This is a genomic window from Streptomyces sp. NBC_00354 (genome assembly GCF_036106915.1).
Classification (GTDB): domain Bacteria; phylum Actinomycetota; class Actinomycetes; order Streptomycetales; family Streptomycetaceae; genus Streptomyces.
Genome location: NZ_CP107983.1, coordinates 3819914 through 3846018 on the forward strand (window position 1 = coordinate 3819914; position 26105 = coordinate 3846018).

27 protein-coding genes are annotated in these 26105 nt (G+C 71.6%); 16 read left to right on the forward strand and 11 right to left on the reverse strand.

Annotated features, from left to right (window positions below):
• Positions 1–6: 6 nt before the first annotated feature.
• A complete protein-coding gene (locus OHT74_RS17130) occupies positions 7–744 on the forward strand; it encodes a GntR family transcriptional regulator (protein WP_266665161.1) in 738 nt (245 codons plus the stop codon).
• Between the two features lie 28 nt (positions 745–772).
• On the opposite strand, the gene OHT74_RS17135 is transcribed toward OHT74_RS17130, so the two are convergent.
• Positions 773–982, reverse strand: coding sequence for a hypothetical protein (locus OHT74_RS17135; RefSeq protein ID WP_266665162.1), 210 nt, complete (start codon positions 980–982; stop codon positions 773–775).
• 108 nt (positions 983–1090) lie between these two features.
• Here OHT74_RS17135 and OHT74_RS17140 point away from each other — a divergent pair, with 108 nt between their 5' ends.
• Positions 1091–2212: a DUF5937 family protein gene (locus OHT74_RS17140; RefSeq protein WP_266665164.1), complete on the forward strand. Its 1122-nt coding sequence runs from the start codon at positions 1091–1093 to the stop codon at positions 2210–2212.
• Positions 2213–2413: 201 nt separating this feature from the next.
• Complete coding sequence (locus OHT74_RS17145; RefSeq protein ID WP_266665166.1) at positions 2414–3967, forward strand: M28 family metallopeptidase; 1554 nt, start codon at positions 2414–2416, stop codon at positions 3965–3967.
• Positions 3968–4075: 108 nt separating this feature from the next.
• Here the strand turns inward: OHT74_RS17145 and OHT74_RS17150 are convergent, their stop codons facing one another.
• Positions 4076–5065, reverse strand: coding sequence for an SAM-dependent methyltransferase (locus OHT74_RS17150; protein ID WP_266665168.1), 990 nt, complete (start codon positions 5063–5065; stop codon positions 4076–4078).
• Positions 5066–5172: 107 nt separating this feature from the next.
• Here OHT74_RS17150 and OHT74_RS17155 point away from each other — a divergent pair, with 107 nt between their 5' ends.
• On the forward strand, positions 5173–6375 hold the full coding sequence (locus OHT74_RS17155) for a sensor histidine kinase (RefSeq protein WP_328620650.1): 1203 nt from the start codon (positions 5173–5175) through the stop codon (positions 6373–6375).
• 17 nt (positions 6376–6392) lie between these two features.
• Positions 6393–7061 carry a response regulator gene (locus OHT74_RS17160; RefSeq protein WP_266665172.1) on the forward strand — a complete coding sequence of 223 codons (669 nt, stop codon included), beginning with the start codon at positions 6393–6395 and terminating at the stop codon, positions 7059–7061.
• Positions 7062–7085: 24 nt separating this feature from the next.
• Here OHT74_RS17160 and OHT74_RS17165 read toward each other — a convergent pair whose 3' ends face one another.
• Together OHT74_RS17165 and OHT74_RS17170 are read right to left on the reverse strand one after the other, a co-directional pair.
• Positions 7086–8480: a PH domain-containing protein gene (locus OHT74_RS17165; RefSeq protein ID WP_443047417.1), complete on the reverse strand. Its 1395-nt coding sequence runs from the start codon at positions 8478–8480 to the stop codon at positions 7086–7088.
• The gene (locus OHT74_RS17170; protein WP_328620651.1) at positions 8477–8968 is read right to left on the reverse strand and encodes a PH domain-containing protein; all 492 of its coding nucleotides are present in this window, start codon (positions 8966–8968) and stop codon (positions 8477–8479) included. The genes OHT74_RS17165 and OHT74_RS17170 overlap by 4 nt, the downstream gene beginning before the upstream one ends.
• Positions 8969–9056: 88 nt before the next feature.
• Between OHT74_RS17170 and OHT74_RS17175 the strand changes: the two genes are divergently transcribed.
• The 4 genes from OHT74_RS17175 (at position 9057) to OHT74_RS17190 (ending at position 11845) form a co-directional block, all read left to right on the forward strand.
• Positions 9057–10199: an NADH-quinone oxidoreductase subunit D gene (locus tag OHT74_RS17175; protein ID WP_266996310.1), complete on the forward strand. Its 1143-nt coding sequence runs from the start codon at positions 9057–9059 to the stop codon at positions 10197–10199.
• A 54-nt stretch (positions 10200–10253) separates the two neighbouring features.
• Positions 10254–11138, forward strand: coding sequence for an arylamine N-acetyltransferase family protein (locus tag OHT74_RS17180; RefSeq protein WP_328620652.1), 885 nt, complete (start codon positions 10254–10256; stop codon positions 11136–11138).
• Between the two features lie 64 nt (positions 11139–11202).
• A complete protein-coding gene (locus OHT74_RS17185; RefSeq protein WP_266665187.1) occupies positions 11203–11418 on the forward strand; it encodes a hypothetical protein in 216 nt (71 codons plus the stop codon).
• Positions 11419–11506: 88 nt separating this feature from the next.
• A complete protein-coding gene (locus OHT74_RS17190) occupies positions 11507–11845 on the forward strand; it encodes a hypothetical protein (protein ID WP_328620653.1) in 339 nt (112 codons plus the stop codon).
• 205 nt (positions 11846–12050) lie between these two features.
• Here the strand turns inward: OHT74_RS17190 and OHT74_RS17195 are convergent, their stop codons facing one another.
• The 4 genes from OHT74_RS17195 to OHT74_RS17210 all read right to left on the reverse strand — a co-directional run bounded on the left by OHT74_RS17195 (position 12051) and on the right by OHT74_RS17210 (position 15673).
• Entirely contained in the window at positions 12051–13109 is a 1059-nt protein-coding gene (locus tag OHT74_RS17195) for a hypothetical protein (RefSeq protein ID WP_328620654.1), read from the reverse strand.
• A gap of 101 nt (positions 13110–13210) precedes the next feature.
• Positions 13211–14203 carry an ABC transporter substrate-binding protein gene (locus tag OHT74_RS17200; protein WP_328620655.1) on the reverse strand — a complete coding sequence of 331 codons (993 nt, stop codon included), beginning with the start codon at positions 14201–14203 and terminating at the stop codon, positions 13211–13213.
• Between the two features lie 68 nt (positions 14204–14271).
• Entirely contained in the window at positions 14272–14937 is a 666-nt protein-coding gene (locus OHT74_RS17205; RefSeq protein ID WP_266996303.1) for an ABC transporter permease, read from the reverse strand.
• Between the two features lie 4 nt (positions 14938–14941).
• Entirely contained in the window at positions 14942–15673 is a 732-nt protein-coding gene (locus OHT74_RS17210) for an ABC transporter permease (protein WP_328620656.1), read from the reverse strand.
• Between the two features lie 153 nt (positions 15674–15826).
• Between OHT74_RS17210 and OHT74_RS17215 the strand changes: the two genes are divergently transcribed.
• Positions 15827–16789: an ABC transporter ATP-binding protein gene (locus tag OHT74_RS17215; protein WP_328620657.1), complete on the forward strand. Its 963-nt coding sequence runs from the start codon at positions 15827–15829 to the stop codon at positions 16787–16789.
• On the opposite strand, the gene OHT74_RS17220 is transcribed toward OHT74_RS17215, so the two are convergent.
• Positions 16786–17895: an alpha/beta hydrolase gene (locus OHT74_RS17220; RefSeq protein ID WP_266665201.1), complete on the reverse strand. Its 1110-nt coding sequence runs from the start codon at positions 17893–17895 to the stop codon at positions 16786–16788. The genes OHT74_RS17215 and OHT74_RS17220 overlap by 4 nt on opposite strands.
• Before the next feature lie 152 nt (positions 17896–18047).
• Between OHT74_RS17220 and OHT74_RS17225 the strand changes: the two genes are divergently transcribed.
• The 6 genes from OHT74_RS17225 to OHT74_RS17250 all read left to right on the forward strand — a co-directional run bounded on the left by OHT74_RS17225 (position 18048) and on the right by OHT74_RS17250 (position 23084).
• A complete protein-coding gene (locus OHT74_RS17225) occupies positions 18048–19907 on the forward strand; it encodes a phosphatidylglycerol lysyltransferase domain-containing protein (protein WP_266665203.1) in 1860 nt (619 codons plus the stop codon).
• Between the two features lie 156 nt (positions 19908–20063).
• A complete protein-coding gene (folP, locus tag OHT74_RS17230; RefSeq protein WP_266665206.1) occupies positions 20064–20936 on the forward strand; it encodes a dihydropteroate synthase in 873 nt (290 codons plus the stop codon).
• Between the two features lie 49 nt (positions 20937–20985).
• Positions 20986–21429, forward strand: coding sequence for a nuclear transport factor 2 family protein (locus OHT74_RS17235; RefSeq protein ID WP_266665208.1), 444 nt, complete (start codon positions 20986–20988; stop codon positions 21427–21429).
• Positions 21430–21558: 129 nt separating this feature from the next.
• Positions 21559–21918: a dihydroneopterin aldolase gene (gene folB, locus OHT74_RS17240; protein ID WP_030158540.1), complete on the forward strand. Its 360-nt coding sequence runs from the start codon at positions 21559–21561 to the stop codon at positions 21916–21918.
• Positions 21915–22523 carry a 2-amino-4-hydroxy-6-hydroxymethyldihydropteridine diphosphokinase gene (folK, locus tag OHT74_RS17245; protein WP_266665210.1) on the forward strand — a complete coding sequence of 203 codons (609 nt, stop codon included), beginning with the start codon at positions 21915–21917 and terminating at the stop codon, positions 22521–22523. Before folB ends, folK begins: the two co-directional genes overlap by 4 nt.
• A 72-nt stretch (positions 22524–22595) precedes the next feature.
• The gene (locus OHT74_RS17250; RefSeq protein WP_266665212.1) at positions 22596–23084 is read left to right on the forward strand and encodes a DUF3180 domain-containing protein; all 489 of its coding nucleotides are present in this window, start codon (positions 22596–22598) and stop codon (positions 23082–23084) included.
• A gap of 104 nt (positions 23085–23188) precedes the next feature.
• Here the strand turns inward: OHT74_RS17250 and folE are convergent, their stop codons facing one another.
• Both folE and ftsH read right to left on the reverse strand, forming a co-directional pair.
• Entirely contained in the window at positions 23189–23797 is a 609-nt protein-coding gene (gene folE, locus OHT74_RS17255; protein ID WP_133897299.1) for a GTP cyclohydrolase I FolE, read from the reverse strand.
• A gap of 111 nt (positions 23798–23908) precedes the next feature.
• Positions 23909–25930: an ATP-dependent zinc metalloprotease FtsH gene (gene ftsH / locus OHT74_RS17260; RefSeq protein ID WP_266665217.1), complete on the reverse strand. Its 2022-nt coding sequence runs from the start codon at positions 25928–25930 to the stop codon at positions 23909–23911.
• Positions 25931–26105 lie beyond the last annotated feature (175 nt).

The following is a 26105-nucleotide window of genomic DNA, read 5'->3' on the forward strand; positions in this document are numbered from 1 at the left end:
GCTCAAATGGCCCGGGACACGGCGTACTTGAAGGTGGCCGACGCGCTGCGCGCGCGGATCCGGGCCGAGGAGTGGCCCGTCGGCGCCAAGCTGCCGTCGCGGTCCCGGTTCGCCGTGGAGTACGCGGTCGGGCAGAGCGTCACGCAGCGCGCGCTGGAGCTGCTGATCATCGAGGGGCTCCTGGAAGGCCGCGCCGGCTCGGGCACGTACCGGTGCGAGCCGCGCGAGCGGCTGCGCATAGTCCGCTCCCGGCGGCGCCGGCTGGCCGGGCTCGGCGGCGCGGGCGTGACCTGGGAGTCGCATTCCGCGGCCCGTACGCCGGCGCCGGAGCGGATCGCGGAGCGCCTCGCCGTCCCGCCGGGCGACCCGTGCGTGCTCACCACGTACGAGTTCCTGTCCGAAGGCCGGCCCGTGGAGATCTGCGAGTCCTGGGAGCCGATGGCGGTCACGAACGGCACTCCGGTCGTCCTGCCGGAGGCGGGCCCGTTCAAGGGCGCCGGGGTCATCGAGCGGATGCGCTCGATCGGCGTGCTGGTCGCCTCTTCGCTGGAGGTCCCCCGCCCGGCGCGGGCGAACCAGCGGCAGGCCAATCTGCTCGGCATCAGCGTCGGCGACCTGATCACCGAGATCGAGCGGACGTACTACGCGACGGACGGCCGGGCGGTGGAGACCGCCGACATCGTGGTCGCCGACCGCCGCTCCGAGATCGCGTACGAGATCGACTTCCATCCCGGGGACCGCTGACCGGGCCGGGACCGCTGACCGGGCCGCATCACGTGCGCCCGTGTACGTGGGTCAGCCGGCGCAGAGCGGCCCACCAGGGGTGGCGGGCCGCCCGTCCGTCGACGACGGCCTGGAACTGGGCGTACGTCCGGGCCGCCCGCAGGACGGCGACGTCGTCGCGGCCCGGCGGCGGGGGCATCGGGGCCCCGTGCTGGGAGGCACGGTAGGTGTCGATGAGGTACTGCTCGATCGCTGTCATGCCTCCACCCTGAACCTGCTCGGGCCACCCCGCACGACGATTGACGCTCCTCGTCAATCGACCCGTGTCAGTCCAGGTCACAGGGGTCCGACAGGTCAGAATGGGCCGATGAGCGTCACCATCGACATCGCCGGGCTCCCCGCGGAGCGCATCCGTTTCGCACCCTCACCGCTCTCCGAGCTCTGCATGACGCTGCACGCGCTCTCGCAGCCCGCCCACCACCCCGGCCTCGCCTCCTGGACCACCGCCACCTCGGCCGCGCTCGAGCCCTGCCTCGCGGACCGGCTGCTGGAGGGCGACTTCATGTGGCGCAGCTCGTTCTCCGACATCTTCATGGCCTTCGCGGGCATCCCCGGCGGCAGCGGCCTGCCCGCGACGACCCTGGCCGAGGAGCTCGACGTACTCGACCGGATGGACGACGAGCGGTTCGTGATGGCCGCCCTGGAGCACTGCTGGCTGGCGCTGTACAACGAGGGCGGCGGGCCCTCCCCGCTGAAGAACCCGCAGGCCCGGGCCAAGGCGCTGGAGACGGCCGCCGCGCGCGGCCCGCGCCAGCTGGACTTCTCGCTGCGGCTGCTGGACGACACGGCGTCCGTACGGGTGTGGCTGCGGCGGCTCCTGGAGGAATGCGACGAGGCGTTCTTCGCGGAGACCTGGCGGCGGATCGAGCCGCAGCAGAGCGCCGACGCCCGGCACAAGACGGAGCTCCTGCGCCGCAAGGGTCTGGCGGCGACGCTGCACGAGGTGTCGCCGGCGCTGAGCGTCGACGAGGCCGCCACGACCGTCACCGTGGACAAGATGGTCCACGGCTCCGCGACCGCGACCGATCCGGAGATAGGCCCCGGCCTGGTCTTCGTGCCGACGAACTTCGGCTGGCCGCATCTGCTGGTGCTGCATGCGCCCGGCTGGATGCCGGTGGTCCACTATCCGCTCCGCTCCCCCGAACTGCCCGAGCCGGGCTCGGTGGAGCTGCTCCAGCGGCGGATGGAGGCGCTGGCCCATCCGATGCGGATGATGCTGTGCCGGAGTCTGGCCCGGGCCCCGTACACGACGAGCGAGCTGGCGACCGTGCACGGGATCACGGCGCCGGAGGTTTCGCGGCACCTGTCGGCGCTGAAGAAGGCCGGCCTGCTGCACACCTGGCGCCAAGGACGGTACGTCCAGCACCAGTTGGATCTGGGCAAGGTCGCCCGGATCGGCTCGGAGTTCATCGAGGGCATCCTGCGCTGACGGCCCTCCCGCGGCACAACAGGGCGGACGGTGGCCGGATTTCAACGGCGCAGATTCACCGATATGCGGAATTCATCAACCGGAAACAGCGAAAGCTCTGGCCAGATCGGCCACCTGGTCTATACCGTGCGTCCACCGCTCACCCCACGTACCGCGCACCGCTTCCGTCTGTCTGCTCGTACTCGCCGTGGAAGGACCTTCATGCCCTCACGCCGTATAGCCGCAGCAACCGCCGCCCTGGCCGCCGCGGCCCTCGTCTCCCCGCTGGTGCTCGCCGGGCCCGCCGGTGCCACCGGCAGCCCGCAGAGCGACGCCGCACGGGGCGACGCACTGGCCAGGAAGCTGGTCAAGGACTCGACCGGCAAAGGCGCCAACAACCACCTGAAGGTCTTCCAGGCCATCGCCGACTACAACAAGGGCACCCGCGTGGCCGGTTCCAAGGGCCACGTGCAGTCCGCCCAGTACGTCGAGGCCGTGATGCGGGCGGCCGGATACAAGGTCTCGAAGAACGAGTTCGAGTTCGTGTACGTCGAGACGATCGCCGAGACGCTGAAGGTCGACGGCACGGGCGGACGCGACGTCCCGATCAAGCTGATGACGTACACGGCGAGCGGCCCGGAGGGCGGGGTGAAGGCGCAGATCGCCGTCGCCCCGGTGGACGCGGACGGTACGAACGGCTGCGAGCCGGGCGACTTCGCCGCGGGCGCCTTCACGGGCAAGATCGCGCTGGTCAAGCGCGGCGGCTGCACCTTCGCGGCCAAGCAGGCCAACGCGGCGGCGGCCGGCGCGGTCGGCACGGTCATCTACAACAACACCGCGGGCTCCCTCAACGGCACCCTGGGCGCGCCGGACGCGGGCAAGGTCCCGACCGGCGGCGTCACCCAGGCCGAGGGCGAGCGGCTCGCCGCCGAGGCCGCGGCCGGGCCGGTCGAGGTCACCCTCGACATCCGCGAGTTCCGGGAGAACCGCAAGACGTACAACGTCATCGCGGAGACGCGGGGCGGTGACGAGAACAACACCGTCTTCCTGGGCGCGCACCTCGACTCGGTCGCGGCGGGCCCCGGCATCAACGACAACGGGTCCGGCTCGGCGGGCATCCTTCAGGTCGCGCAGCGCCTCGCGAGCAGCCAGAACAAGATCAAGAACAAGGTCAAGTTCGCCTGGTGGTCGGCGGAGGAGTTCGGCCTGCTCGGCTCGGAGGCGTACGTCGGCGGTCTGACGGACGCGCAGAAGAAGCAGATCAGGCTGTACTTGAACTTCGACATGATCGCCTCGCCGAACGCCGCGTACTTCGTCTACGACGGCGACGACTCGGACAAGGTCGGCTCGGGCCCGGGGCCCGAGGGCTCGGCGCAGCTGGAGAAGGGCATCACCGACTTCCTCGACGCGCAGAAGATCCCGCACGAGGGCTCGGACTTCACGGGCCGTTCGGACTACGGCCCGTTCATCGAGGCGGGCATCCCGTCCGGCGGTACGGACACCGGCGCCGAGGGGATCAAGACGGCGGCACAGGCGGCGAAGTTCGGCGGGCAGGCGGGTGTCGCGTACGACGTGAACTACCACGGCAAGGGCGACGACATCACGAACATCGACCAGAAGGCGCTGGACATCAACGTGGACGTGATCGCGAACGCGGTCGGCCACTACGCGTTCGACCTGGCCCCGCTGTCGAGGCCGGTCGCCGGGGCGCCGACCACCGGCGGCAGCACGGGCGGCGGCCTCCGCCCGGGCCACGACCACGAAGCCACCGAGTAGGTCTTCCGGGGCTCCGGCCCGGACCCCGCGCCTCGAACGGGGTCCGGGGCCGGAGCCCCGTTTCGGGAAGGGGCGGGGCGGGGAGACGGCTCCGCGCAGCGGAACCGGTCAGGCCGGCCAGGGGGCGACGCCCACCGGCTGGACCAGCCAGCCGAAGTCGCCGAGCCCGCCGCGGGCGGTGAGCTCCGCCGCCTCACCGGCCGAGGCCAGGGCCCGGACGTAACCCGCCGGGTCGGAAGTGGCCAGGGCCAGCGGGGGCCGGGCCCCCGAGACGCCGAGAGCGGTCAGGGCCTCGCGCTGCGAAACCAGCACCGCCCCCGGCCCCGCGCACGCGTCCAGCGCCACGTGAGCCGTCACGTCACAGCTCCCGTCCGGCACCGGCGCGACCTCCCGCCCCCCGTGGAAGCCCGTCAGGGTGCCGTACGGAGGCCGGGCCTCCCGAACGTGCGCGTAGTCCACCGCCACCGCCAGCCCCCGGTCAAGAGTGGCAACGGCAACGGCCCACGCCTCGTCCCGCGCCCGCCCGATCTCCACCCGGCCGGGCCCCGGCCACCACCGCTCCAGCCACGCCAGGTCCGCGCCGTCCACCGCCGGCCCGCGGCTCTCCGTACCGTCCCGGTCGACCAGGACGTAGTGCCCGTCCTCCGCGATCTCCAGCGGTACGTTGTCCAGCCACTCGTTCGCGAACAGCAGGCCCCGTGTCCCCTCCGGCGGCTCCGGCACCCACCGGATCCGCGGATCGAGCGCGCCCGGCCGCTCCGCCCGCTCCACCGCGTACGGCCTCACCCGCGCCGCGACCTCCGCCGGGAGCGCGGCCAGCACCCCGGTCAGCAGTTCCCCCCGCCCGGCCCCGACGTCGACCAGGTCCAGCCCCTGCGGATGCCCCAGCTCGGCGTCCACCCGCTGCAGCAGGCGGGCCACCGCCCCCGCGTACAGCGGCGAGGCGTGCACGGAGGTACGAAAATGCCCGGCCGGGCCCGGCCCGCCCGGCCGCACGTAGAACCCGTCCGGCCCGTACAGCGCGGCCTCCATCGCCGTCCGCCACCGGACCGGAACCGGAACCGGAACGAGATCCGCGACTTCTCCCTGAGTGCTCATCCCCGAAAGGTTAAGCTCGGCCTCCACCTTGGGGAGTACACCTCCGTCGCACGGATCGCACCTGTGGTTGACTCCAGCACCTATCTCTTTTGCCTACTCTGGGTTACGTGCAGCGCCTCTACGACTTCCTCCGCAGACACCCGACGGGCGTCGACAGCTTCTGGGCTGTCCTCCTCGTCGGGCTCGGGATGCTGCAAGTCGCCGAAGACAGCTTCAGCAGCACCACCGCGCGGCTGATCGCCGTCCCCTCGGTGCTCGCGATGGGCGTCGTCGTGGCCCTGCGCCGCAGGTGGACGCAGCCGATGTTCTGGCTCGCCGTCGGCACCGGCGTCTACAAGCTGGTCACCCACACCGAGGTGATCAACTCCGACCTCGCGATGCTGATCATCCTGTACACGGTCGCGGCCTCCTCCGAGATCTCGCGCCGGATGTCCCGTACCGCGCTCGCCATCGGATTCCTCGCCTCCCCCCTCTACGCCCTGCGCTTCCAGGTGGACAAGGGCGACGCCCGCGCCGACTTCCTCTTCACGCTCTTCGCCATCGTCCCGTTCGCCCTCGCCTGGGTGCTCGGCGACTCCCTGCGCACCCGCCGGGCGTACTACGCCCAGCTCGTCGAGCGGAACCAGCGGCTGGAGAAGGAGCGCGAGGCCCAGGCCAAGGTGGCCGTCGCCGCCGAGCGCGCCCGCATCGCCCGTGAGCTGCACGACGTCGTCGCGCACAACGTCTCGGTGATGGTGGTCCAGGCGGACGGCGCCGCGTACGTCATGGACGCGGCCCCCGATCAGGCCAAGGAGGCCCTGCAGACGATCTCCGGCACGGGCCGCCAGGCCCTGGCCGAGATGCGCCGCCTGCTCGGCGTCCTGCGCACCGGGGAGCCCCAGGAGTCCGAGGACTACGTGCCCCAGCCGGACGTCGAGCAGATCGAGGTCCTGGTGGAGCAGGTACGGGCGGCCGGGCTCACGGTGGACTTCGAGGTCGAGGGCGCACCGCGCCGGCTGCCCAGCGGCGTCGAGCTCACCGCGTACCGGATCGTGCAGGAGGCGCTGACGAACACCCGCAAGCACGGCGGCCCGGATGCCAAGGCGAGCGTCCGGCTGGTCTACTTCGACGACGGGCTCGGCCTGCTGGTCGAGGACGACGGCCGGGGGGCGGCCCACGAGCTGTACGAGGACGGCGGCGCCGACGGCGCCGGGCACGGGCTGATCGGCATGCGCGAGCGGATCGGCATGGTCGGCGGCACCCTGGACGCGGGCCCGCGGCCCGGTGGCGGCTTCCGGATCAGCGCACTGCTCCCGCTCAAGACGAGATGACGAGGTCGAGGTAACTGATGTCCATCCGAGTGATGCTGGTCGACGACCAGGTGCTGCTGCGCACGGGCTTCCGGATGGTGCTCGCCGCCCAGCCGGACATGGAGGTCGTCGCCGAGGCCGGCGACGGCCTGGAGGCGCTGGAGGTGCTGCGGGCCACGAAGGTGGACGTGGTGCTGATGGACGTCCGGATGCCGAAGCTCGACGGGGTCGAGGCCACGCGCCGGATCTGCGAGCGCGACGAGCACCCCGACGTGATCATCCTGACCACATTCGACCTGGACGAGTACGCCTTCTCGGGTCTCAAGGCGGGCGCGAGCGGGTTCATGCTGAAGGACGTGCCGCCGGCGGAGCTGCTGGCAGCGATCCGCTCGGTGCACAGTGGAGACGCGGTGGTGGCCCCGTCCACGACCCGGCGCCTGCTGGACCGCTTCGCGCCGATGCTCCCGACCACCACGCAGGAGCCGAAGAACAAGGAGATCGAGCGGCTGACGGAGCGCGAGCGCGAGGTCATGCTGCTGGTGGCCCAGGGCCTGTCGAACGGCGAGATCGCCGCCCGCCTGGTCCTCTCCGAGGCCACGGTGAAGACGCACGTGGGCCGCATCCTCACCAAGCTGAGCCTGCGCGACCGCGTACAGGTCGTGGTGCTCGCGTACGAGACGGGCCTGGTCCGCGCCGGCGGCGCGTAACGGCTTGTCCCCCCGGGCCGCCGGTCAGGTCATCCAGCGGTCCGGGCGGGCGTCCGCACGGGAGGTGCGGGAGCGCGCCGCCTGGGCGTCCAGCAGGTCGGCGGCCTCGGCGGCCGGCCGCAGGCGGGCCGTGACCGTGCCGCCCGCGCCCGTGTCCACATGCACGTCGGCCACGCCCCGGGCGCGCTCCCACGGGCCCTGCGTGAGCCGGACGCTCTGCACCTTGGCATGCGGGACGATCTCCGTACGGCGGCACAGCAGCCCCTTGCGGGCAGCGAACACGTCCGCCGAGACGGCCAGGGCGTAGCCCTTCCACCACACCGGCACCACCCACCGCGACCCGGTCCTGGGAGACCGGCCGAAGGCGAGGGCCTCGAGGTCCACGCCCGGCAGCACCCGGGCGACGACCGCCTGGGCGGCGGCCCGCGAGGCCACCGGGACCAGGACCTCGTTCTTCGACCCGGCCACCGCCAGCTCCACCCGCACCCAGTCCCGGCGCCGCCACAGCAGCGGCTCCACGATCCGTACGGTCTGCACCCGCCCCGGCGGCACGGTCTCGTGGGCCCGGTCCAGCAGCCCGTGGTCGAGGCGCAGCCCGTCCGGGGACTCGGCGACCCGCCAGTCGAACTCGGCGAGGAAGCGCCCGGCCGTACCCGACCAGAGCCCGCCCAGCATGGGCAGCAGGGTGGCGATCGTCGCCCAGCGGTTCCCGCTGAACCACCACACGGCGACGGGGGCGATCAGCCCGGCGGCCAGCGCCGCCCACGCCGAGAGGGTGAGCAGCAGCGACACCGCCAGGTCCGCGGGGCGGACGCGCAACAGCTCGCGCTGCGGGGCCTCGCCGAGCGCGACGGCCTCCGCGGGGGCGAAGCCGGCGGCCCGGGCCAGCAGCTCGGCGCGCAGCGCCACGGCCTCCCGCTCGTCGAGGAAGGCCAGCTCGTCCTTGTCCTCGGTGCCGATCACGTCGAGCCGCAGCTTGGCGACCCCGGCGACCCGGGCCAGCAGCGGCCGGGTCACGTCCACCGCCTGGATCCGGTCGAGCCGGATGTGCGCGGTGCGCCGGAACAAGAGCCCGCTGCGGATGCGCAGCTCGGTGCCGGTCACCGCGTAGTGGGTGAACCACCAGCTCAGGAACCCGTACAGGCCGAACACCACGACCAGGCCGGCCACGGTCAGGGCCCGCAGGCCGGATGGCAGCCCGCGCACCCACCGCTCGACCTGCTCGCCCTGCTGGACGACGACGCCGGCGGTCGCGGCGATCGGCACCCACGCCCGGCGCAGCGGCGTGAGCACGTGCAGCCGCCGCTCCCCGGCGGGCGCGCCTGCGCCTTCGGCCGCGGACTCGGCCGCGGCTCCGGCTCCGGACTCGGCTCCGGCTCCGGACTCGGCTCCGGACTCGGCCGCGGATTCGGCGGTCACAGGCCCGCCGACCTTGCCTCGCCGAGCTCCGTCAGCCGGTCCCGCAGCCGTTCCGCCTCGGCCGGGACCAGGCCCGGGATCTTGGCGTCCGTGGCCGCGGCCGCCGTGTGCAGCTGTACGGAGGCCAGCCCGAAGCGCCGCTCCAGCGGCCCCGAGGTCACCTCGACCAGCTGCATCCGCCCGTACGGGACCACGGTCTGCGCCCGCCACAGCACCCCTCGGCTGATCAGCAGGTCGTCGGCGCGCTCGGCGTACCGCCAGGACCGCCAGTTGCGGCCGAGCAGCACCCAGCCCCAGGCCAGGCCCCCGAGCCAGAGCGCCCCCGCGGCCGCCCAGAGCGGGCCGGCCGTCAGCCCCAGCAGCAGGGCCGTACCGGCCGCGAGCGGCACCGTCCAGATCACCAGCAGCAGCCGCCGCAGCGTGAGCAGCCCGCCCGGCAGCCCCACCCACTCGGGCCTGCTCGTCCCACCCCTGGTCCCCGTTTCCATGCGTTCAGCGTAGGGGGGTGGCGCGGCGGCCAGGCAGGGCTCGCAGCGCGGCCGACGCGCCACCCCCTGCGGCTGCAAGAATGCTGCCATGACGGAGACCACGGTCGGCATCGGCGGCGCGGCGGAGAGCACCGACATGGTGCTCAACATCGGACCCCAGCACCCTTCCACGCACGGCGTGCTGCGCCTGCGCCTCGTCCTCGACGGCGAGCGGATCGTCAGCGCCGAGCCGGTCGTCGGCTATATGCACCGCGGCGCCGAGAAGCTCTTCGAGGCGCGCGACTACCGGCAGATCGTGATGCTCGCGAACCGCCACGACTGGCTGTCCGCGTTCTCCAACGAGCTCGGCGTGGTCATGGCGGTCGAGCGGATGCTCGGCATGGAGGTCCCCGAGCGGGCCGTGTGGATGCGGACCCTGCTCGCCGAGCTGAACCGGGTGCTGAACCACCTGATGTTCCTCGGGTCGTACCCGCTCGAACTCGGCGGAATCACCCCGATCTTCCACGCGTTCCGCGAGCGCGAGGAGCTCCAGGCCGTCATGGAGGAGATCTCCGGCGGCCGCATGCACTACATGTTCAACCGCGTCGGCGGCCTCAAGGAGGACCTCCCGGCCGGCTGGCTCGGCCGGGCACGCGCGGCGATCGCCGACGTCCGCACCCGCATGGACGTGTACGACAAGCTCGTCCACGGCAACGAGATCTTCCGCGGCCGTACGCGCGGGGTGGGCGTGCTGTCCCCCGAGGCGGTGCACGCGTACGGCGTTTCCGGGCCCATCGCCCGCGCCTCCGGCGTCGACTTCGACCTGCGGCGCGACGAGCCGTACCTGGCGTACGGGGAGCTGCAGGACGTCCTGAAGGTGGTCACCCGCACCGAGGGCGACTGCCTGGCCCGCTTCGAGTGCCTGCTGGACCAGACCCACAACGCGCTCGACCTCGCGGTCGCCTGCCTGGACCGGATGGCCGAGCTGCCGCCCGGGCCGATCAACCAGCGCCTCCCGAAGGTGCTGAAGGCGCCCGAAGGGGCCACGTACGCCTGGACCGAGAACCCCCTCGGCATCAACGGCTACTACCTCGTCTCCAAGGGCGAGAAGACGCCGTACCGGCTGAAGCTGCGCTCCGCCTCGTACAACAACATCCAGGCCCTGGCGGTGCTGCTGCCCGGCCAGCTGGTCGCGGACATGGTGGCGATCCTGGGCTCGCTGTTCTTCGTCGTGGGCGATATCGACAAGTGACAAGTCGGGGAAACTCCCGCGATGGCGCGAGAGTTTTCTGCTTAGGGTGCGGGGATGACCCCTGGCGTATACGACGGCTACCTGCGGCGGCTCGGCTTCCCGCGGCCGCCCGGGCCCACTGTGGAGGCGCTCTTCGCGCTCCAGCGCGCCCACCTCGAGCGCATCCCGTACGAGAACCTCGACATCCAGCTCGGCCGGCCGCCCGGCATCGACCCCGAGCTGTCCGCACGCCGCTTCGCGGCCGGGCGCGGCGGGTACTGCTTCCACCTCAACGGCGCCTTCGCGCTGCTCCTGGAGGCCCTCGGCTTCGACGTGACCCGGCACCTCGCGGGTGTCCTCGGGTCGTCGGAGCGCGAGCGCCGCGACGTCAGCGGCGACCACCTCGCGCTGACCGTCCGGGTCGGCGGGGAGGAGTACTTCGTCGACGCCGGGCTCGGCGACGGCCCGTACGAGCCGCTGCCGCTGCGCGCCGGCATGCACCGGCAGGGGAACTTCACGTACGGGCTGGGCCCGCTGGAGGGGGACGCGCCCGGCTGGAGGTACGTCAACGAGGCGAGCCCCTGCCCGGCGGTCAACATCCTCTCGGCACCGGCGGCGACGGCCGATTTCGAGGCCACGCACGTACGGCTGTCGACCGCGCCGGACTCCGGCTTCGTACGGACCCTCGCGCTGCTGCGGCGCGACGCGCACGGGGTCGACACGCTGCGGGGGCGGGTGCTGAGCCGGATCGATCCCGGTAAGGGGACGAGCGAGCGGGTCCTGGACACGCCCGGGGAGTTCTGGGCGGTGGTGGGCGGGCTCTTCGAGCGGCAGCTCGACGATCTGACGCCGGCGGACCGGGCGACGCTGTGGGACCGGGTGTGCGCGGCCCACGAGAAGTGGCTGGCCGACCGGGCGGAGGCGGGCGCGGGCGCCGAGGCGGCGGGGTCCGGGAGCTGACGGCGGTGCCGATGTCGGTGCTGGCGGAGGTACCGATGTCGGTGCGGGAGTGCAGACTTGGGGCATGTCCCACTCCCCCAGACGGGCCTGCCCCGCATGCGGGCGCGACTGCGCCGTGACCGCCGGCCGGATCGCCCGCCACGACCCTCCCGCCGGGCGGGGCCGCGGCGACCTGGTGTCCTGCCCCGGATCCCGGGCGCGGGTGGTGCTCGGGGCGTCGGCGCCGGCCTTGGACGGTTTCGTCCTGTCGGAACTGCCGGGACAGCTGCCGCTGTTCTGAATGCGCGGCCCGGCCTGAGTACGCCGGTCCGCCGATCTGAGTACCCGCGCGGATCCCCCCGTACCGGCGGCGCGGACAGGATGGCGGCATGTCCTGGAACCCGGAACTCGCCCTCCTCACCCCCGAATCGCCGGCCGACGCCGCCTCCCGGCGCATCCGCAGGAACGCGGGGATCGCCGCTCTTCTGTTCCTGCCCGCGCTGGTGGCCGCGAAGGTCTTCCTGCTGTCCACGGAGGTCGGCACCCGCTGCGTGATGACGGGCGGCTGCCGGCCGTTCCCCGGGGAGGTCTTCCTGGCGCTGCTCGCCGGGGTCGTGGCGTCCTTCGTCGTGGTGCAGGCAGCGCCCCGCCGGTTCCAGAAGGGCGCCCTCACGGCCCAGTCGGCCCTGGAGGCCCTGGCCGTGCTCATGGTCCTGGCCTACCCCTAGGGGGTGTCCGGGTCCGCGGCGGTGTGCAGGACGAAGCCCCGCTAGGTCCTGTCGTCAAAGTGGCGCCGGTCAGGCCCGTGGCGTCCGGCGCCGTGCATCGCAAGGCGGAGGGGCGCCCGCGTACTGGACGTACTCGGGCGCCCCGACAACGCGGCGAGGTGCGGTGCCGGGCGTCGCGGGCCAGGCGCCACTTTGACGACAGGGCCTAGGAGATGGCCGTGCGCAGCCGGACGACGTCGATCGGCTCGGTCTCGTCGTGGGCCGTCAGGTCGATGACCTGGCCCACCGCGCGCTGCTCGGGGGTGGCCGGCTTGAAGCCCTGCTCCTTGACCGGCGGCTCGGCGGCGGGCCGGGCCGACTCCGCCTTGTGGACCGCGAGGGCCTCCGCGCCGACCACGTCGGCCAGGTCCTCGTTCTGGACCGATTCGATCACCGCTCGGGCCTGGGCCGCGGTCTTGGTGCCGAAGAAGTCGAAGCCGCCCTCGACGCGGGACGCCGAGCGGCGTACGGCCGAGTACGGGGCCACCGCCGCGGCCGGCCGGCGCGCCGGGACCGCCGCCGCCGGAGTGCCTGCGGCGCCGCCTGTACGGGCATGCGGTCCACCGGCCGGCGACCCGGCCTCCAGCGCCCTGGGCTCGGCGCCCCTGCCCTCCAGCATCTTCGGCTGGGCCGGGTCCACCTCCGCCTTGCGGGCGAGGGCCTTCATGGCCGCATGGGCCCGGGCGTAGCCGACGCTGGTGGGCGCGCCGCTCGACGCGCGCTCCTCGGAGACCGGCGGGAGCTCCTTCGGCGCCGCCGCCGGGGCCGCGGAGGCCTCGATGGCGAGCAGCCGGCGGCCCTCCAGGGCGCTGGCCCGCTCGGTCTCGGCGGTCGCGTACCGCCGCAGCAGCGCCGCGTGCTCGCCGCGCAGCCCCGCGAGTTCGACCCGCTTGGCGCGCAGCTTCGCGTCGAGCTTGGCGCGCAGCACGCGGGCCTCTTCGAGGTCGGACTCGAGCTCGGCTATCCGCTCCTCGGTCTTCCACTCGTCCTTGACCCGTTCGCGCGCGAGTTCCGCGACGCGGCGCCCGGCCGAGCGGTCCCAGGCGCGCATGACGACGGCGCCGGCCACGCCCGTGGCCGCCGCGAGGGCCACGAGCAGGCGTAGCGGCAAGGGTTCCGCGATCAGCCAGGCCGCGGCCGCACTGGCGACGGAGACTCCGGCCACGGTCGTCGGCGTGAGCAGCCGGTGCAGGGGTTCGGGATTGCGGTGGCGTCCACGGGGCATGGCCTGAAATTTACAGGGCGTGGGGGTCCAGTGGGGTAACTGCCCGGCAATCTGTGGCCGGGCAGTTACCCGTCATTTCTCCACCAAACCCGTAGCTACTCCTACTTCGTCAGGCCCTTCGCCTTCAGATAGGCCTTCGCGGCATCCGCCGGCTTCTCGCGCTGCGCGTCCACCTGCTTGTTCAGCTCGACGAGGTCGGCGGTCGTCAGGACCTTGGTCAGCTTGTCGAGGGCAGCCGCGATCTCCGGGGATCCTGCGTCCTTGGCGTTGACCACCGGCAGGACGTTGTCGGCGTTCTGGAGCTTCTTGTCGTCCTCCAGCAGGACGAGCCCGAAGCTGTCGAGGGTGGCGTCGGTGGTCGTGGTGAGCGCCAGCTGGTCCACGCCGTCCTTGACCGCCTGCTTGCCCTGTGGGGTGCCGACGCCCTTCGGGTCGATCCCGGAAACGTCGATGCCGTACGTCTTCTTCAACCCGGGCGCGCAGAAGGGCCGTACGGCGCATTCGTCGCCCGCCGCGATCTTCACCTTCAGGCCCGACTTACCAAGATCGGAAAGAGTCTTCAGGTTGTTCTTCTGGGCGAATTCCTTCGATACCGCGAACGCGTTCTGGTCGACCGCCGGGCCCGCCGGCAGCACCTTCAGGCCGAGGGGGCCCGCCAGCTTCTCCAGCCCCGCCACCGTCGCCGCCACGTCGCTCGACGCGACCGGCTTGTCCTCCGGCGCCTTCGGCCCGTTCACCTTGGCGTTGAGGAACTCCGCGAGGGTGGCCGCGTACTCCGGGACGACATCGATCTCGCCCTTTTCCAGCGAGGGCTCGTACAGCTCGCGGTTGTTCACCGTGGTGATCGAGGTGCTGTAGCCGGCGTCCTTGAGGACCTGTGCGTACAGCTCCGCCAGCACGTTGGACTCGGTGAACCCGGCCGCACCGATCACGACCTTGCCCTTGCCGGAACCGGAACCGGCGTCCGAGGGCGCGGACGCGGCTGCACCGGCGTCCTTGCTCTTCTCCAGGCTGTCTCCGCCGCACGCGGTGAGCGAGGCGGTCAGGGCCGCCGCCCCCAGTACGGCGCCGAGGACGCGCGTGGACTTGCTCATCTTTGCTCCTCCAAGGGAATGGGAACGACAAACGACAAAAGGGAAGGCCCACGGGCCGGCCGGACGGGTCAGCGCGCCGCCGGACGCGGGAACAGCCGGTCCGCCGCCACCAGGGCGCCCTCGACCAGCAGGGCGAGCGCCGCCACCAGCAGGGCCCCCGCGACGACCTGTGGGGTGTTGTACGTGTTGAAGCCGGCGGTGATGATCCGGCCGAGGCCGCCCTGGCCGACCATGGCCGCGATCGTGGCCGTGGCGATGACCTGGACGGCGCCCGAGCGCAGCCCGGTCATCACCAGCTCGCGCGCCAGCGGCAGTTCCACCCGCCAGAAGAGCTGGCTGCCGGACATGCCCATGCCCCGGGCGGCCTCCACCACCGAGCGGTCCACCTCCCGCATGCCGACGTACGCATTCGTCAGCAGCGGCGGCAGGGCGAAGAGCACGAGTGCGGCGATGGTGGGCAGATAGCCCGCGCTGCGCAGCGGCGAGACCATGAACAGGGCCAGCACCGCGAAGACGGGGACGGCCCGCCCGACGTTGGACACGTTGACGGCGAGCGCCCCGCCCTTGCCGATGTGGCCGAGCCACAGGCCGACCGGGAGGGCCACCGCGCAGGCGATGGCGAGGGAGATCCCGCTGACGTAGACGTGCTCGCCGAGCCGGTGCCACACACCGTTCTCCCCGGACCAGTTGGCCCCGTTCGCCAGCCAGTCCCAGGCCTGTCCCATCACACCCATCGCCTCAGGCCCCCTTGACCGTCTGCGTCATGCGCGCGGCCCGCCCGGCCCGCGGCGTCCGCGCCGTGCGCGCCGCCCGTGTCCACGGCGTGAGCAGCCGCTGTACGCCGAGCAGCAGCAGGTCCGCCACCAGCGCGAGCAGCACGCACAGCACGGAGGCGGTGAGCACCTGGGCCTTGAAGGAGCTGTTGACCGCGGGGGCGATCAGGTTGCCGAGGCCGCCCTTGCCGACGATGGAGCCGACGGTGGTCAGCGCCACCGTGGACACCGTGGCGATCCGCACCCCGGCGAGCAGCGCGGGCAGCGCCAGCGGCAGTTCGACCTGCCACAGCAGCCGCGCGGGCCCGTAGCCCATCCCGCGCGCGGCCTCCCGTACCTCCTCGGGGACGGCTTCCAGGCCGGCCATCGCATTGCGGACCAGGATGGTCAGCGAATACAGCACCAGACCGGTCACCACGAGCGAGGCCGACAGCCCGAACAGCGGCAACAGCAGGGAGAACATGGCGAGCGAGGGGACCGTGTAGAGCAGGGTGGTCAGGCCCAGCACGGGCGCGGCCCAGCGCCGGCCGCGGCGGGCCAGCAGGGCCAGCGGGAGGGAGACGGCGAGGCCGATCAGCACAGACACGCCCGTGATCCAGACATGTTGGACCGTGGCGTCGGTGAGCTCCTGGGAGCGGGAGGTGACGTACTCCCAGCAGATCCAGTCGTTCGCCACCAGGCAGTTCTGCCCGGCCATGCCCTCACCCCCTGCCGCTGCTGCGTACACCCGTCCGAAAAGGCGCGGTCAGGAGCGACCCTAACCCCCGGGGCCGACAATGGCCGGAATCCTTCGCAGCGGGGTAATACTCCCGTCACAAACAACGCGCAGGGTGTGGGGGAGGATGGGCGGGTGATCCGATTCGAGCATGTGACCAAGCGCTACCCCGACGGGACGACGGCGGTCGAGGACCTGTCCTTCGAGGTGGCGGAGGGCGAGCTGGTCACCCTCGTGGGCCCGTCCGGCTGCGGCAAGACCACCACGATGAAGATGGTCAACCGGCTCATCGAGCCGACCTCGGGCCGGATCCTGCTCGGCGGCGAGGACATCGCGAACGCCGATCCGGTAGAGCTGCGCCGGCACATCGGGTACGTCATCCAGCAGGTCGGGCTGTTCCCGCACAAGACGGTGCTGGAGAACACCGCGACCGTGCCGCAGCTGATCGGCACCCCCAAGGCCAAGGCCCGCGCCCGGGCGGCCGAGCTCCTCGAACTCGTGGGGCTGGACCCGGCCGTGTACGGGGGCCGGTACCCGGAGCAGCTCTCCGGCGGGCAGCGCCAGCGCGTCGGCGTCGCCCGCGCCCTCGCAGCCGATCCGCCGGTGCTGCTGATGGACGAGCCGTTCGGGGCGGTGGACCCGGTGGTCCGCGAACGCCTCCAGAACGAGTTCCTGGCGCTGCAGAAGACGGTCCGCAAGACGATCCTGCTGGTCACGCACGACATCGAGGAGGCGGTCCGGCTCGGCGACCGCATCGCCGTCTACGGCGCGGGCACCATCGAGCAGTTCGCCCGCCCGGCCGCGGTGCTGGGTGCGCCGGCCACCGACTACGTGGCCTCCTTCGTCGGCGCGGACCGGGGCCTGAAGCGGCTCGCGGTCACCCCGGTGGGGCAGGCCGACCTGGCGCAGGCCGACGGGAAAGCCCCCACCGCCGAAGTGGCGCTGGGGGCGAGTCTGCGCGAGGCGCTCGCGCTGCTGCTGCAGGAGGACTCCGGACGGATCGGGGTCACGGATCCGGACACCGGCGCGCTGGTCGGCGTACTGACCCCGGAGGGCGTCCACCGGGCCCTGCGCCGGGCCCAACTGCAAGAAGCCTAGGCCTGGATGCGGTTGCTCATCCACACCAGCATCGGCGGGATCTCGCGGCGCCACGTGTTGAAGTTGTGGCCGCCGCTGTCGAGGATGATCGAGGAGACCCGGTCCGGGCCCTTGACCAGCTTGATGAACTTCTTGGTGTCGCCGAGGTTCGGCTCGCCCTGCTCGCTGCTGGTGACGAGGAAGGACGTACCCGACGGCTGCTTGTGCTCGATGCTTTGGAGGACGTCCGCACGCTTCTTCAGCTTGTCGTCGCCCTGGAACAGGTTGCCCGTCGTCGCGTCGTTCGCGGCGTCGTAGTACGCGGACAGACCCGCGGCGGCGCCGAAGGTCTGCGGGTAGTGCGCGGCGATCTTCAGGGCGCAGTAGCCGCCCGTGGAGTTGCCGATGAAGCCCATGTTCTGCGGCTTCTTGCCGACCCGGAAGGTGTCCTGGATGGCCTGCGGCAGGTCCTGGGCGAAGAACGTCTCGGTCTGCGGTCCGCCGGGTATGTCCACGCACTCGGTGTCACGTGGCGGCGCGATCGTCGGGCGCAGCATGACCAGGATCATCGGCTTCATCTTGCCCGCCTTGGCCTGCTTGAAGGCCGTCATCGGGTAGTTCAGCCCTTTGATCAGGTTCTCGGCGGTGCCCGGATAGCCCGTCAGCACGATGGAGGCCGGAAAGTTCTTGTCCTTGTGCTGCGGCTGGAAGTACTCGGGCGGCAGCCACACGTACCCGGGGCTCGTTATTTTCGACTTCTGCCCGGTTATGGCAACCTTCAGGATCTGTCCCCCGACCTGGGGCTGGGCGCCGCCCGGCACGTCGAGCTTCTGCTTGTCGACGACCTTGATGTCCTTGCTGCTCATCGAGTGGTCCACGACCTTGCCGACAGATGTCTGCTGGCCGAACAGGTCCGCCCACGAGCCGTAGAAGGAGAAGGACTTGTTCGCCGCCAGGCCGACGGCCGAGAACAGCGCCAGCTGGGTCGCGAGCAGGAGCCCGACCCGGCCGAGCAGCGCACGCCAGGTGCGGCCCGAGAGCCGGGGCCAGAACCACACCGTGGCTGCGAACAGCAGCACACCGGCGACGATGGCCAGCGCCAGGACCGTATTACTGGTGAGACCCATGAGCAGTCAGTCGACTTTCTGATGGCAGGACTAGATTTTCTCGGCGGAAGAGTGAACCCGCTCGACCCCGATGTCGTCCTAGTGGACGCACCACACTCCGGAGGCTGTCGCGGCCTTCGGCCACATGATCTCTCGCGGAGCAACGGGAAGCGATGTCTAGCAGGATAGATGGCGATAAGTCGGGACAGGTTCCGAAGCAGGTCCGCCGAATCTTCCGCGGCCCACGACCGGAGTCGGTGCCCGGCCTGGTAGGTACGGCCGTCATGATCGTCGGCCTTCTGGACGTCGCGGCGGGGGTGTTCCCGCGGTTCCGGCACAGCCGGTTCCACGCAGTCACCGAGGTGCTGCCCGGTTCGCTGGGCCCATTCGCAGCCGCCCTCGCCATCAGCGCGGGCGTCCTGCTCCTCCTGCTCGCCCACGGCCTCAAGCGCCGCAAGCGCCGTGCCTGGCGGGCCGCGGTCGTCCTGCTCCCGGCCGGAGCCGTCGCGCAGTTCACGTACCGGCACTCCGTCATCGGCGTGGTCATCGCGGCGGTCCTCCTCGGGCTGATCGTGCGCCACCAGAGTGAATTCAAGGCGCTGCCGGACCCGCGCAGCCGCTGGAAGGCGCTCGCCAACTTCGTGCTGATGAGCGCCGGCTCCATCGGCCTGGGTCTGGTCATCGTCAACTCCCACCCGAGCCGCGTCGTCGGCCATCCGGGTATTTACGAGCAGATCAGCCACGTCGTGTACGGCCTCTTCGGCTTCGAGGGCCCCGTCGACTACTCCGGCCGCGTGTCCTGGACCGTGGGCTACTCCCTCGGCGCCCTCGGCATGCTGACGGCGCTCACCACGATCTACCTGGCCTTCCGCCCCGAGCACCCGGCCGCGCAGCTCACCGCCGACGACGAGCTCAAGCTGCGCGAGCTGCTCGTCAAGCACGGCGGCCGCGACTCGCTGGGCCACTTCGCGCTCCGCCGCGACAAGGCCGTCGTGTTCTCCCCCAGCGGCAAGGCCGCCGTCACCTACCGCGTCGTCTCCGGCGTGATGCTCGCCTCCGGCGACCCCATCGGCGACGTCGAGGCCTGGCCCGGCGCCATCGAGCGGTTCATGGAGGAGGCCAAGGCCCACTCCTGGACCCCGGCCGTCGTGGGCTGCAGCGAGACCGGCGGCGAGGTCTGGACCCGCGAGACCGGGCTGGACGCCCTGGAGCTGGGCGACGAGGCGATCGTCGACGTCAAAGACTTCTCCCTCTCCGGCCGTCCCATGCGCAACGTCCGCCAGATGGTCAAGCGCATCGAGCGCAACGGCTACACCACCAAGGTCCGCCGGGTCAGCGAGCTGACCGAGGAGGAGCTGGAGCAGGTGCGCGGCGCGGCCGAGGCCTGGCGCGGCACCGACACCGAGCGCGGTTTCTCCATGGCCCTGGGCCGCGTCGGCGACCCGGGCGACGGCGACTGCTACATCGCCACCGCCCACCGGGTCGAGGAGGGCGACACCAGCCCGTTCGGCGACCTCAAGGCCGTCCTGCACTTCGTCCCGTGGGGCAAGGACGGCATGTCGCTGGAGCTGATGCGCCGTGACCGCGCCGCCGACCCCGGCATGAACGAGCTGCTGATCGTCGCCTCCCTGGAGGCCTCGCCGTCGCTCGGCATCGAGAAGGTCTCGCTGAACTTCGCGATGTTCCGCTCGGCCCTCGCCCGCGGCGAGAAGATCGGCGCCGGCCCGGTCCTGCGGATGTGGCGCGGCCTGCTGGTCTTCCTGTCCCGCTGGTTCCAGATCGAGTCGCTGTACAAGTTCAACGCGAAGTTCCGCCCCCGCTGGGAGCCGCGCTTCATGGTCTACCGCAACAGCCGCGACCTGCCCCGCATCGGCTTCGCAGTGATGCAGGCCGAGGGCTTCGTGACGGTGGCCCTGCCCCGGCTCTTCGCCAGCCGGCGCCGCCCCAAGCCGGTCCGCACCTGCGCCCATACGCACGTGAGCGCCAAGGTCCCGGTCCAGGCCCAGCCCGAGCGCGAGGTCCAGGTCGCCTGACCCCGGCCCGGGCCCTGCCCCGGCCCCCGGAGCCCTACCGCCGGAGCCCGGCCCGCCGCACCCGCGGCAGGCCGGGCTCCGGCGTTTGCGCGCCCGGGCTCCGGGGCCCGGAACCCGCGTACGGCCCGGTCAGGGACGCGGCCCTACCCTGGAGCCATGAACATCAAGCGCGGGGCCGCCGGCAGGGGCCGGGTCGCAGGCCTGCCGGACTGGGACCGCTGCGGGGTCATGGGCGTCGTCAACGTCACCCCCGATTCCTTCTCCGACGGCGGGCGCTGGTTCGACACCACCGCCGCCGTCAAGCGCGGCCTCGACCTCGTCGCCCAGGGCGCCGACCTCGTGGACGTCGGCGGCGAGTCCACCCGCCCCGGCGCCTCCCGCGTCGACGAGGAGGAGGAGCTGCGCCGCGTCGTCCCGGTCGTGCGCGGCCTGGCCTCCGAGGGCGTCACCGTCTCCGTCGACACCATGCGCGCCTCCGTCGCCGCCCAGGCCGTCGCCGCCGGCGCGCTGCTGGTCAACGACGTCAGCGGCGGGCTCGCCGACCCCGGCATGATCCCGGCCGTCGCCGCCGCCGAGGTGCCGTTCGTCGTCATGCACTGGCGCGGCTTCAGCGACGGCATGAACCGCCTCGCCGTCTACGAGGACGTCGTCGCCGAGGTCACCGCCGAACTCCGCACCCGCATCGACGCGGTCGTGGCCGGCGGGATCGCCCCCGAGCGGCTCGTCGTCGACCCCGGCCTCGGCTTCGCGAAGATGGCCGAGCACGACCTGGCCCTCGTCGCCCACCTCCCCGAGCTGCGCGCCCTCGGCTTCCCGCTGCTGGTCGCCGCTTCGCGGAAGCGTTTCCTCGGCCGGGTCCTGGCCGGCGCCGCCGACGCCGCCCCGCCGCCCGCCCGCGAGCGCGACGCCGCCACCGCCGCCGTTTCCGCCATCGCCGCCCACCAGGGCGCCTGGGCCGTACGGGTCCACGAGGTACGGGCCACCGCCGACGCGGTTCGGGTGGCCCGCGCCGTGGAAGGGGCCCTGTGATCCGCCCCGCCGGCGGTGTGACCCGTACAGCAGCCAGGAGAGGGGAACGGTGAGCCGCAGCGACATCGAAGCCGTCGAAGAGGTCAACACGGCCTTCTACGAGGCCATGGAGCGGGGGGACTTCGACGCACTGTCGGCGCTCTGGCTCGAGGACGAGATCTCCTGCGTGCACCCGGGCTGGCCCGTGCTCTCGGGCCGCGGCGAGGTGCTGCGCTCGTACGCGCTGATCATGTCCCACACCGACTACATCCAGTTCTTCCTCACCGACACGAAAGTCGCCGTCATAGGCGACACCGCACTGGTGACGTGCACGGAGAACATCCTCAGCGGCGGGCCCGCCGAGGACGGCGGAGAGCTCGGCCCGCTCGTCGGCCAGCTGGTCGTCGCCACGAATGTGTTCCGACGCACATCCGAGGGCTGGCGGCTCTGGTCCCACCACGGTTCTCCCGTCCTGACGGACTCCGACGAAGACGAGGAGGAGGACTCCGCCTGACCCCTCCGGCTGGATCCGAGGTCTTTCGCAGGTAAATTCGAAGACGGACGACGCCGACCGCACTCGGCGTAGGCCCATGGATCCGGGAGTCCCGGACCGGAAGCACCTACGAAAGCAGGAGTGATTCGCGTGGATCGTGTCGCGCTGCGCGGCCTCAAGGCTCGCGGGCACCACGGCGTCTTCCCCCGGGAGCGCGAGGAAGGCCAGACCTTCATCGTCGACCTGGTGCTGCACATCGACACCCGCCCCGCGGCGGCCGACGACGACCTGGCGAAGACCGTGCACTACGGGGTCGTCGCCGAGGAGGTCGTCGATGTGGTCCAGGGAGAGCCCGTCGACCTGATCGAAACCCTCGCCGAGCGGATCGCCCAGCAGTGCCTCAAGCACGAAGCGGTGGCACAGGTGGAGGTCGTCGTCCACAAACCGGACGCCCCCATCACCGTCCCCTTCGACGACGTGACCATCACGATCACCCGGAGCCGCGTGTGAACAACGCACTGAACGCCCAGAGCGACCCCACCGTCCAGCCGGTGCCCGCATCCGTCGTCCAGACGGTGGACGCGGCCGACACGACCCTCTCCAACCCGAAGTGGGCCGTGATCGCGCTCGGCGCGAACCTCGGCAACCGCCTGGAGACCCTCCAGGGCGCCATCGACGCCCTCGGGGACACTCCCGGCCTGCGGGTCAAGGCCGTCTCCCCCGTCTACGAGACCGAGCCGTGGGGCGTCGCGCCCGGCTCCCAGCCGTCGTACCTCAACGCCGTGGTCCGCGTACGGACCACCCTGCCCCCGTCCTCCCTGCTGGAGCGCGGCCACGCCATCGAAGAGGCCTTCGACCGCGTCCGCGACGAGCGCTGGGGCCCGCGCACCATCGACGTCGACATCGTGTCGTACGCCGAGGTGGTCTCGGACGACCCGGTCCTCACCCTCCCGCACCCGCGGGCCCACCAGCGGGCCTTCGTCCTGGCCCCGTGGAACGACATCGACCCCGAGGCGCAGATCCCCGGGCACGGCCCGGTCGCATCCCTTCTGGCCGGAATCGGCCTGGCGGGCGTCACGCCGCGCCCGGACCTGGAACTCCGCCTCCCCGAGTAGTCGTTAACCTGTGGCTGCCGCCTGTGGACTGCGGCGGCTGACGACTTGGCGCGGAAAGCGGGGAACGGGCACGTGAAGCAACTGAGGCCGGCGGTCCTGGCGGGGATCTTCGTCGTCGCCGGGGTGCTGTCCTGGGCGGGCGCCCGGCTGTGGAACGCGTACGGGACCCTGCCGGGCGTCCCGCTGGCCGCGCCCATCGTCCTCGGCGCCATCGCGGTCGTCCTGCTGGCCACCGCCCTCTCGCTCCGGTCCCGTCTCAAGGCCCAGCGCGAGCGGCGGCCGGGCGCCAAGGGCGTGGAGCCGCTGATGGCGGCCCGCGCGGTCGTCTTCGGACAGGCCAGCGCCCTCGTGGCGGCCCTCGTCGCGGGCATGTACGGCGGCGTGGGCGTCTTCCTGCTGGCCGACGGCCTGGAGGTGCCCGCCCGCCGCGACCAGGCCTGGTACGCCGCCTTCTCGGTCCTGGCAGGCGCAGCGGTCATCGCCGCCGCCCTCTTCCTGGAGCACGTCCTGAAGCTCCCGGAAGACGACGACACCACCCCCCAGTCCCCGGCCCGCGCCTGAAACGGCCCCGGGCGGCGGTCGGCGGGTCCCCCGCCGCGGGGGCTCACGCCTCGCCGTAGCCCGTCCGGTGGCGGGGGCCTGCGACCGCCCCCGTGGTCACCCGGTCAGCGCGCCATGATCAGGCTCATGGCCTCGTTGCGGGTCGCGGGGTCGCGGAGCTGGCCGCGGACCGCCGAGGTGATGGTCTTCGCGCCGGGCTTGCGGACCCCGCGCATCGTCATGCACATGTGCTCGCACTCGACGACGACGATGACCCCGCGCGGCTCCAGGATCTCCATCAGGGAGTCCGCTATCTGCGTGGTCAGCCGCTCCTGCACCTGCGGGCGGCGGGCGAACACGTCCACGAGGCGGGCCAGCTTCGACAGGCCGGTGATCTTGCCGTCGGTGGACGGGATGTAGCCGACGTGCGCGACGCCGTGGAACGGCACGAGATGGTGTTCGCAGTTGCTCATGACCTCGATGTCCTTGACCAGGACCATCTCGTCGTGGCCCAGGTCGAAGGTGGTCGTCAGGACCTCTTCGGGCTTCTGGTAGAGGCCGGCGAATATCTCCTTGTACGCCCGCGCCACGCGTGCCGGGGTCTCGAGGAGGCCCTCGCGGTCCGGGTCCTCGCCGACCGCGATCAGAAGTTCGCGGACCGCCGCCTCGGCGCGCTTCTCGTCGAACTCGCCGATCGTGCCCTCGTCACCGGTCAGGGTCACTGGGTCGGTCATCTCTTCCTCGTTCCTGTGTGCACTGGCGCTCGCGGGCACGCAAAAGTGCCGCGCCCCCCAGGCTAGAACCTGGGGGGCGCGGCATCCATTCCGGGACGGTCCGGCCGAGGGCTACTCGGCGCGGTCCTCCGGGGACGGGTCCTTCTCCACGGACACGGCCGGCGTGCTCGCCGCCGTGCCGTTCGCCGAGTTCGTCAGCTGGAGCTCCTTGGGAGAGAGCACCGGCGGACGGGTCGACGGGGTGCGGTGCGAAGAGCCGGTCCACGCCGGGCGGGCCGGGCGCTTCACGATCGTCGAGAAGACCTCGGCGATCTGCTCCTTGTTCAGCGTTTCCTTCTCGAGGAGCGCGAGGACCAGGTTGTCGAGGACGTCGCGGTTCTCGACCAGGATCTCCCAGGCCTCGTTGTGCGCGGTCTCGATGAGCTTCTTGACCTCTTCGTCGACCAGCGCCGCGACCTCTTCCGAGTAGTCCCGCGGGTGCGACATCTCGCGGCCCAGGAACGGCTCGGTGTTGTCCCCGCCGAACTTGATCGCGCCGAGGCGCTCGGTCATGCCGTACTGGGTCACCATCGCGCGGGCCGTCGCCGTGGCCTTCTCGATGTCGTTCGCCGCGCCGGTGGTCGGGTCGTGGAAGACCAGCTCCTCGGCCGCGCGCCCGCCCAGCATGTACGCCAGCTGGTCGAGCATCTCGTTGCGCGTGGTCGAGTACTTGTCCTCGTCGGGCAGGACCATGGTGTAGCCCAGGGCCCGGCCGCGGGACAGGATCGTGATCTTGTGGACCGGGTCGGAGTTCGGGGAAGCCGCCGCGACCAGGGCGTGGCCGCCCTCGTGGTACGCGGTGATCTTCTTTTCCCGGTCCGACATGATCCGGGTCCGCTTCTGCGGGCCCGCCACGACGCGGTCGATGGCCTCGTCCAGCATGTGGTTGTCGATCAGCTTGCGGTCCGAGCGGGCGGTGAGGAGCGCCGCCTCGTTCAGGACGTTGGACAGATCGGCACCCGTGAAACCGGGGGTGCGACGGGCGACGGCCGAGAGGTCGACGTCCGGAGCGACCGGCTTGCCCTTCTGGTGGACCTTGAGGATCTCCAGACGGCCCTGCATGTCCGGACGGTCGACCGCGATCTGCCGGTCGAAACGGCCCGGGCGCAGCAGCGCCGGGTCGAGGATGTCCGGGCGGTTCGTGGCGGCGATCAGGATGACGCCGCCCTTCACGTCGAAGCCGTCCATCTCGACGAGCAGCTGGTTCAGCGTCTGCTCGCGCTCGTCGTGGCCGCCGCCGAGGCCCGCACCGCGGTGCCGGCCGACGGCGTCGATCTCGTCGACGAAGACGATCGCCGGGGCGTTGGCCTTGGCCTGTTCGAACAGGTCGCGGACACGCGAGGCACCGACACCGACGAACATCTCGACGAAGTCGGAACCGGAGATCGAGTAGAACGGAACGCCCGCCTCGCCGGCGACGGCACGCGCCAGCAGGGTCTTGCCGGTGCCGGGCGGGCCGTAGAGCAGCACGCCCTTGGGGATCTTGGCCCCGACGGCCTGGAACTTGGCCGGCTCCTGCAGGAACTCCTTGATCTCGTGGAGTTCCTCGACGGCCTCGTCCGCGCCCGCGACATCGGCGAACGTCGTCTTCGGGGTGTCCTTGGTGATGAGCTTGGCCTTGGACTTCCCGAAGTTCATCACCCGGGAGCCGCCGCCCTGCATCTGATTCATCAGGAACAGGAAGACGACGACGATGAGGACGAAGGGCAGCAGGGAGAGCAGCACGCTGAGGAACGGGCTGGTCTTGTCCGGCGAGACGGTGTAACCGTCGGGGATCTGACCGGCTTCGTACTTGGTCTGGAGGTTCTGGGCGAGCTGGACGCCCTGGTCTCCGATGTAGTTGGCCTGGAACTTGGTGCCGTCGTTGTCGCCGAGCTTCTGGTCCTTCTTCAGCTCGATCTTGATCATCTGGCTGTCACCGGTGGTGAGCTTGGCGCTCTCCACCTGGCCACTGTTGATCGCCTTGATGACCTCGCTGGTCTCCACCGACTTGTAGCCGCCGCCGGAGCCGACGACGTTCATCAACACGACCACGGCGAGGACGGCCAGCACGATCCACATGACCGGCCCACGGAAGTATCGCTTCACGTCCATCCATACGGGGCGCCAGGCGCCCCGTCCCTCCTGCCCGTAGGTAAATGCTGCTGTGAGTAAAGACTGTTCTTCGGAATGTACCCCTGTATTGTCACCCGCGGCCTCGTGGGACGGCTGACAGAACTGCTTTCCCCTGCTCCAACGGCAGGAATCGTTCCAGGGTTCCCCTGTGCGG

Coding starts and splice junctions, on each gene's coding strand:
- OHT74_RS17175 (WP_266996310.1), top strand. CDS start 9,057: ATGACGGAGACCACGGTCGGCATCGGCGGCGCGGCGGAGAGCACCGAC.
- OHT74_RS17185 (WP_266665187.1), top strand. CDS start 11,203: ATGTCCCACTCCCCCAGACGGGCCTGCCCCGCATGCGGGCGCGACTGC.
- OHT74_RS17135 (WP_266665162.1), bottom strand. CDS start 982: ATGACAGCGATCGAGCAGTACCTCATCGACACCTACCGTGCCTCCCAG.
- OHT74_RS17205 (WP_266996303.1), bottom strand. CDS start 14,937: ATGGGTGTGATGGGACAGGCCTGGGACTGGCTGGCGAACGGGGCCAAC.
- OHT74_RS17160 (WP_266665172.1), top strand. CDS start 6,393: ATGTCCATCCGAGTGATGCTGGTCGACGACCAGGTGCTGCTGCGCACG.
- OHT74_RS17190 (WP_328620653.1), top strand. CDS start 11,507: ATGTCCTGGAACCCGGAACTCGCCCTCCTCACCCCCGAATCGCCGGCC.
- OHT74_RS17210 (WP_328620656.1), bottom strand. CDS start 15,673: ATGGCCGGGCAGAACTGCCTGGTGGCGAACGACTGGATCTGCTGGGAG.
- OHT74_RS17145 (WP_266665166.1), top strand. CDS start 2,414: ATGCCCTCACGCCGTATAGCCGCAGCAACCGCCGCCCTGGCCGCCGCG.
- OHT74_RS17140 (WP_266665164.1), top strand. CDS start 1,091: ATGAGCGTCACCATCGACATCGCCGGGCTCCCCGCGGAGCGCATCCGT.
- OHT74_RS17200 (WP_328620655.1), bottom strand. CDS start 14,203: ATGAGCAAGTCCACGCGCGTCCTCGGCGCCGTACTGGGGGCGGCGGCC.
- OHT74_RS17150 (WP_266665168.1), bottom strand. CDS start 5,065: ATGAGCACTCAGGGAGAAGTCGCGGATCTCGTTCCGGTTCCGGTTCCG.
- OHT74_RS17130 (WP_266665161.1), top strand. CDS start 7: ATGGCCCGGGACACGGCGTACTTGAAGGTGGCCGACGCGCTGCGCGCG.
- folE (WP_133897299.1), bottom strand. CDS start 23,797: ATGACCGACCCAGTGACCCTGACCGGTGACGAGGGCACGATCGGCGAG.
- OHT74_RS17170 (WP_328620651.1), bottom strand. CDS start 8,968: ATGGAAACGGGGACCAGGGGTGGGACGAGCAGGCCCGAGTGGGTGGGG.
- OHT74_RS17195 (WP_328620654.1), bottom strand. CDS start 13,109: ATGCCCCGTGGACGCCACCGCAATCCCGAACCCCTGCACCGGCTGCTC.
- OHT74_RS17225 (WP_266665203.1), top strand. CDS start 18,048: ATGTCTAGCAGGATAGATGGCGATAAGTCGGGACAGGTTCCGAAGCAG.
- OHT74_RS17220 (WP_266665201.1), bottom strand. CDS start 17,895: ATGGGTCTCACCAGTAATACGGTCCTGGCGCTGGCCATCGTCGCCGGT.
- OHT74_RS17180 (WP_328620652.1), top strand. CDS start 10,254: ATGACCCCTGGCGTATACGACGGCTACCTGCGGCGGCTCGGCTTCCCG.
- folP (WP_266665206.1), top strand. CDS start 20,064: ATGAACATCAAGCGCGGGGCCGCCGGCAGGGGCCGGGTCGCAGGCCTG.
- ftsH (WP_266665217.1), bottom strand. CDS start 25,930: ATGGACGTGAAGCGATACTTCCGTGGGCCGGTCATGTGGATCGTGCTG.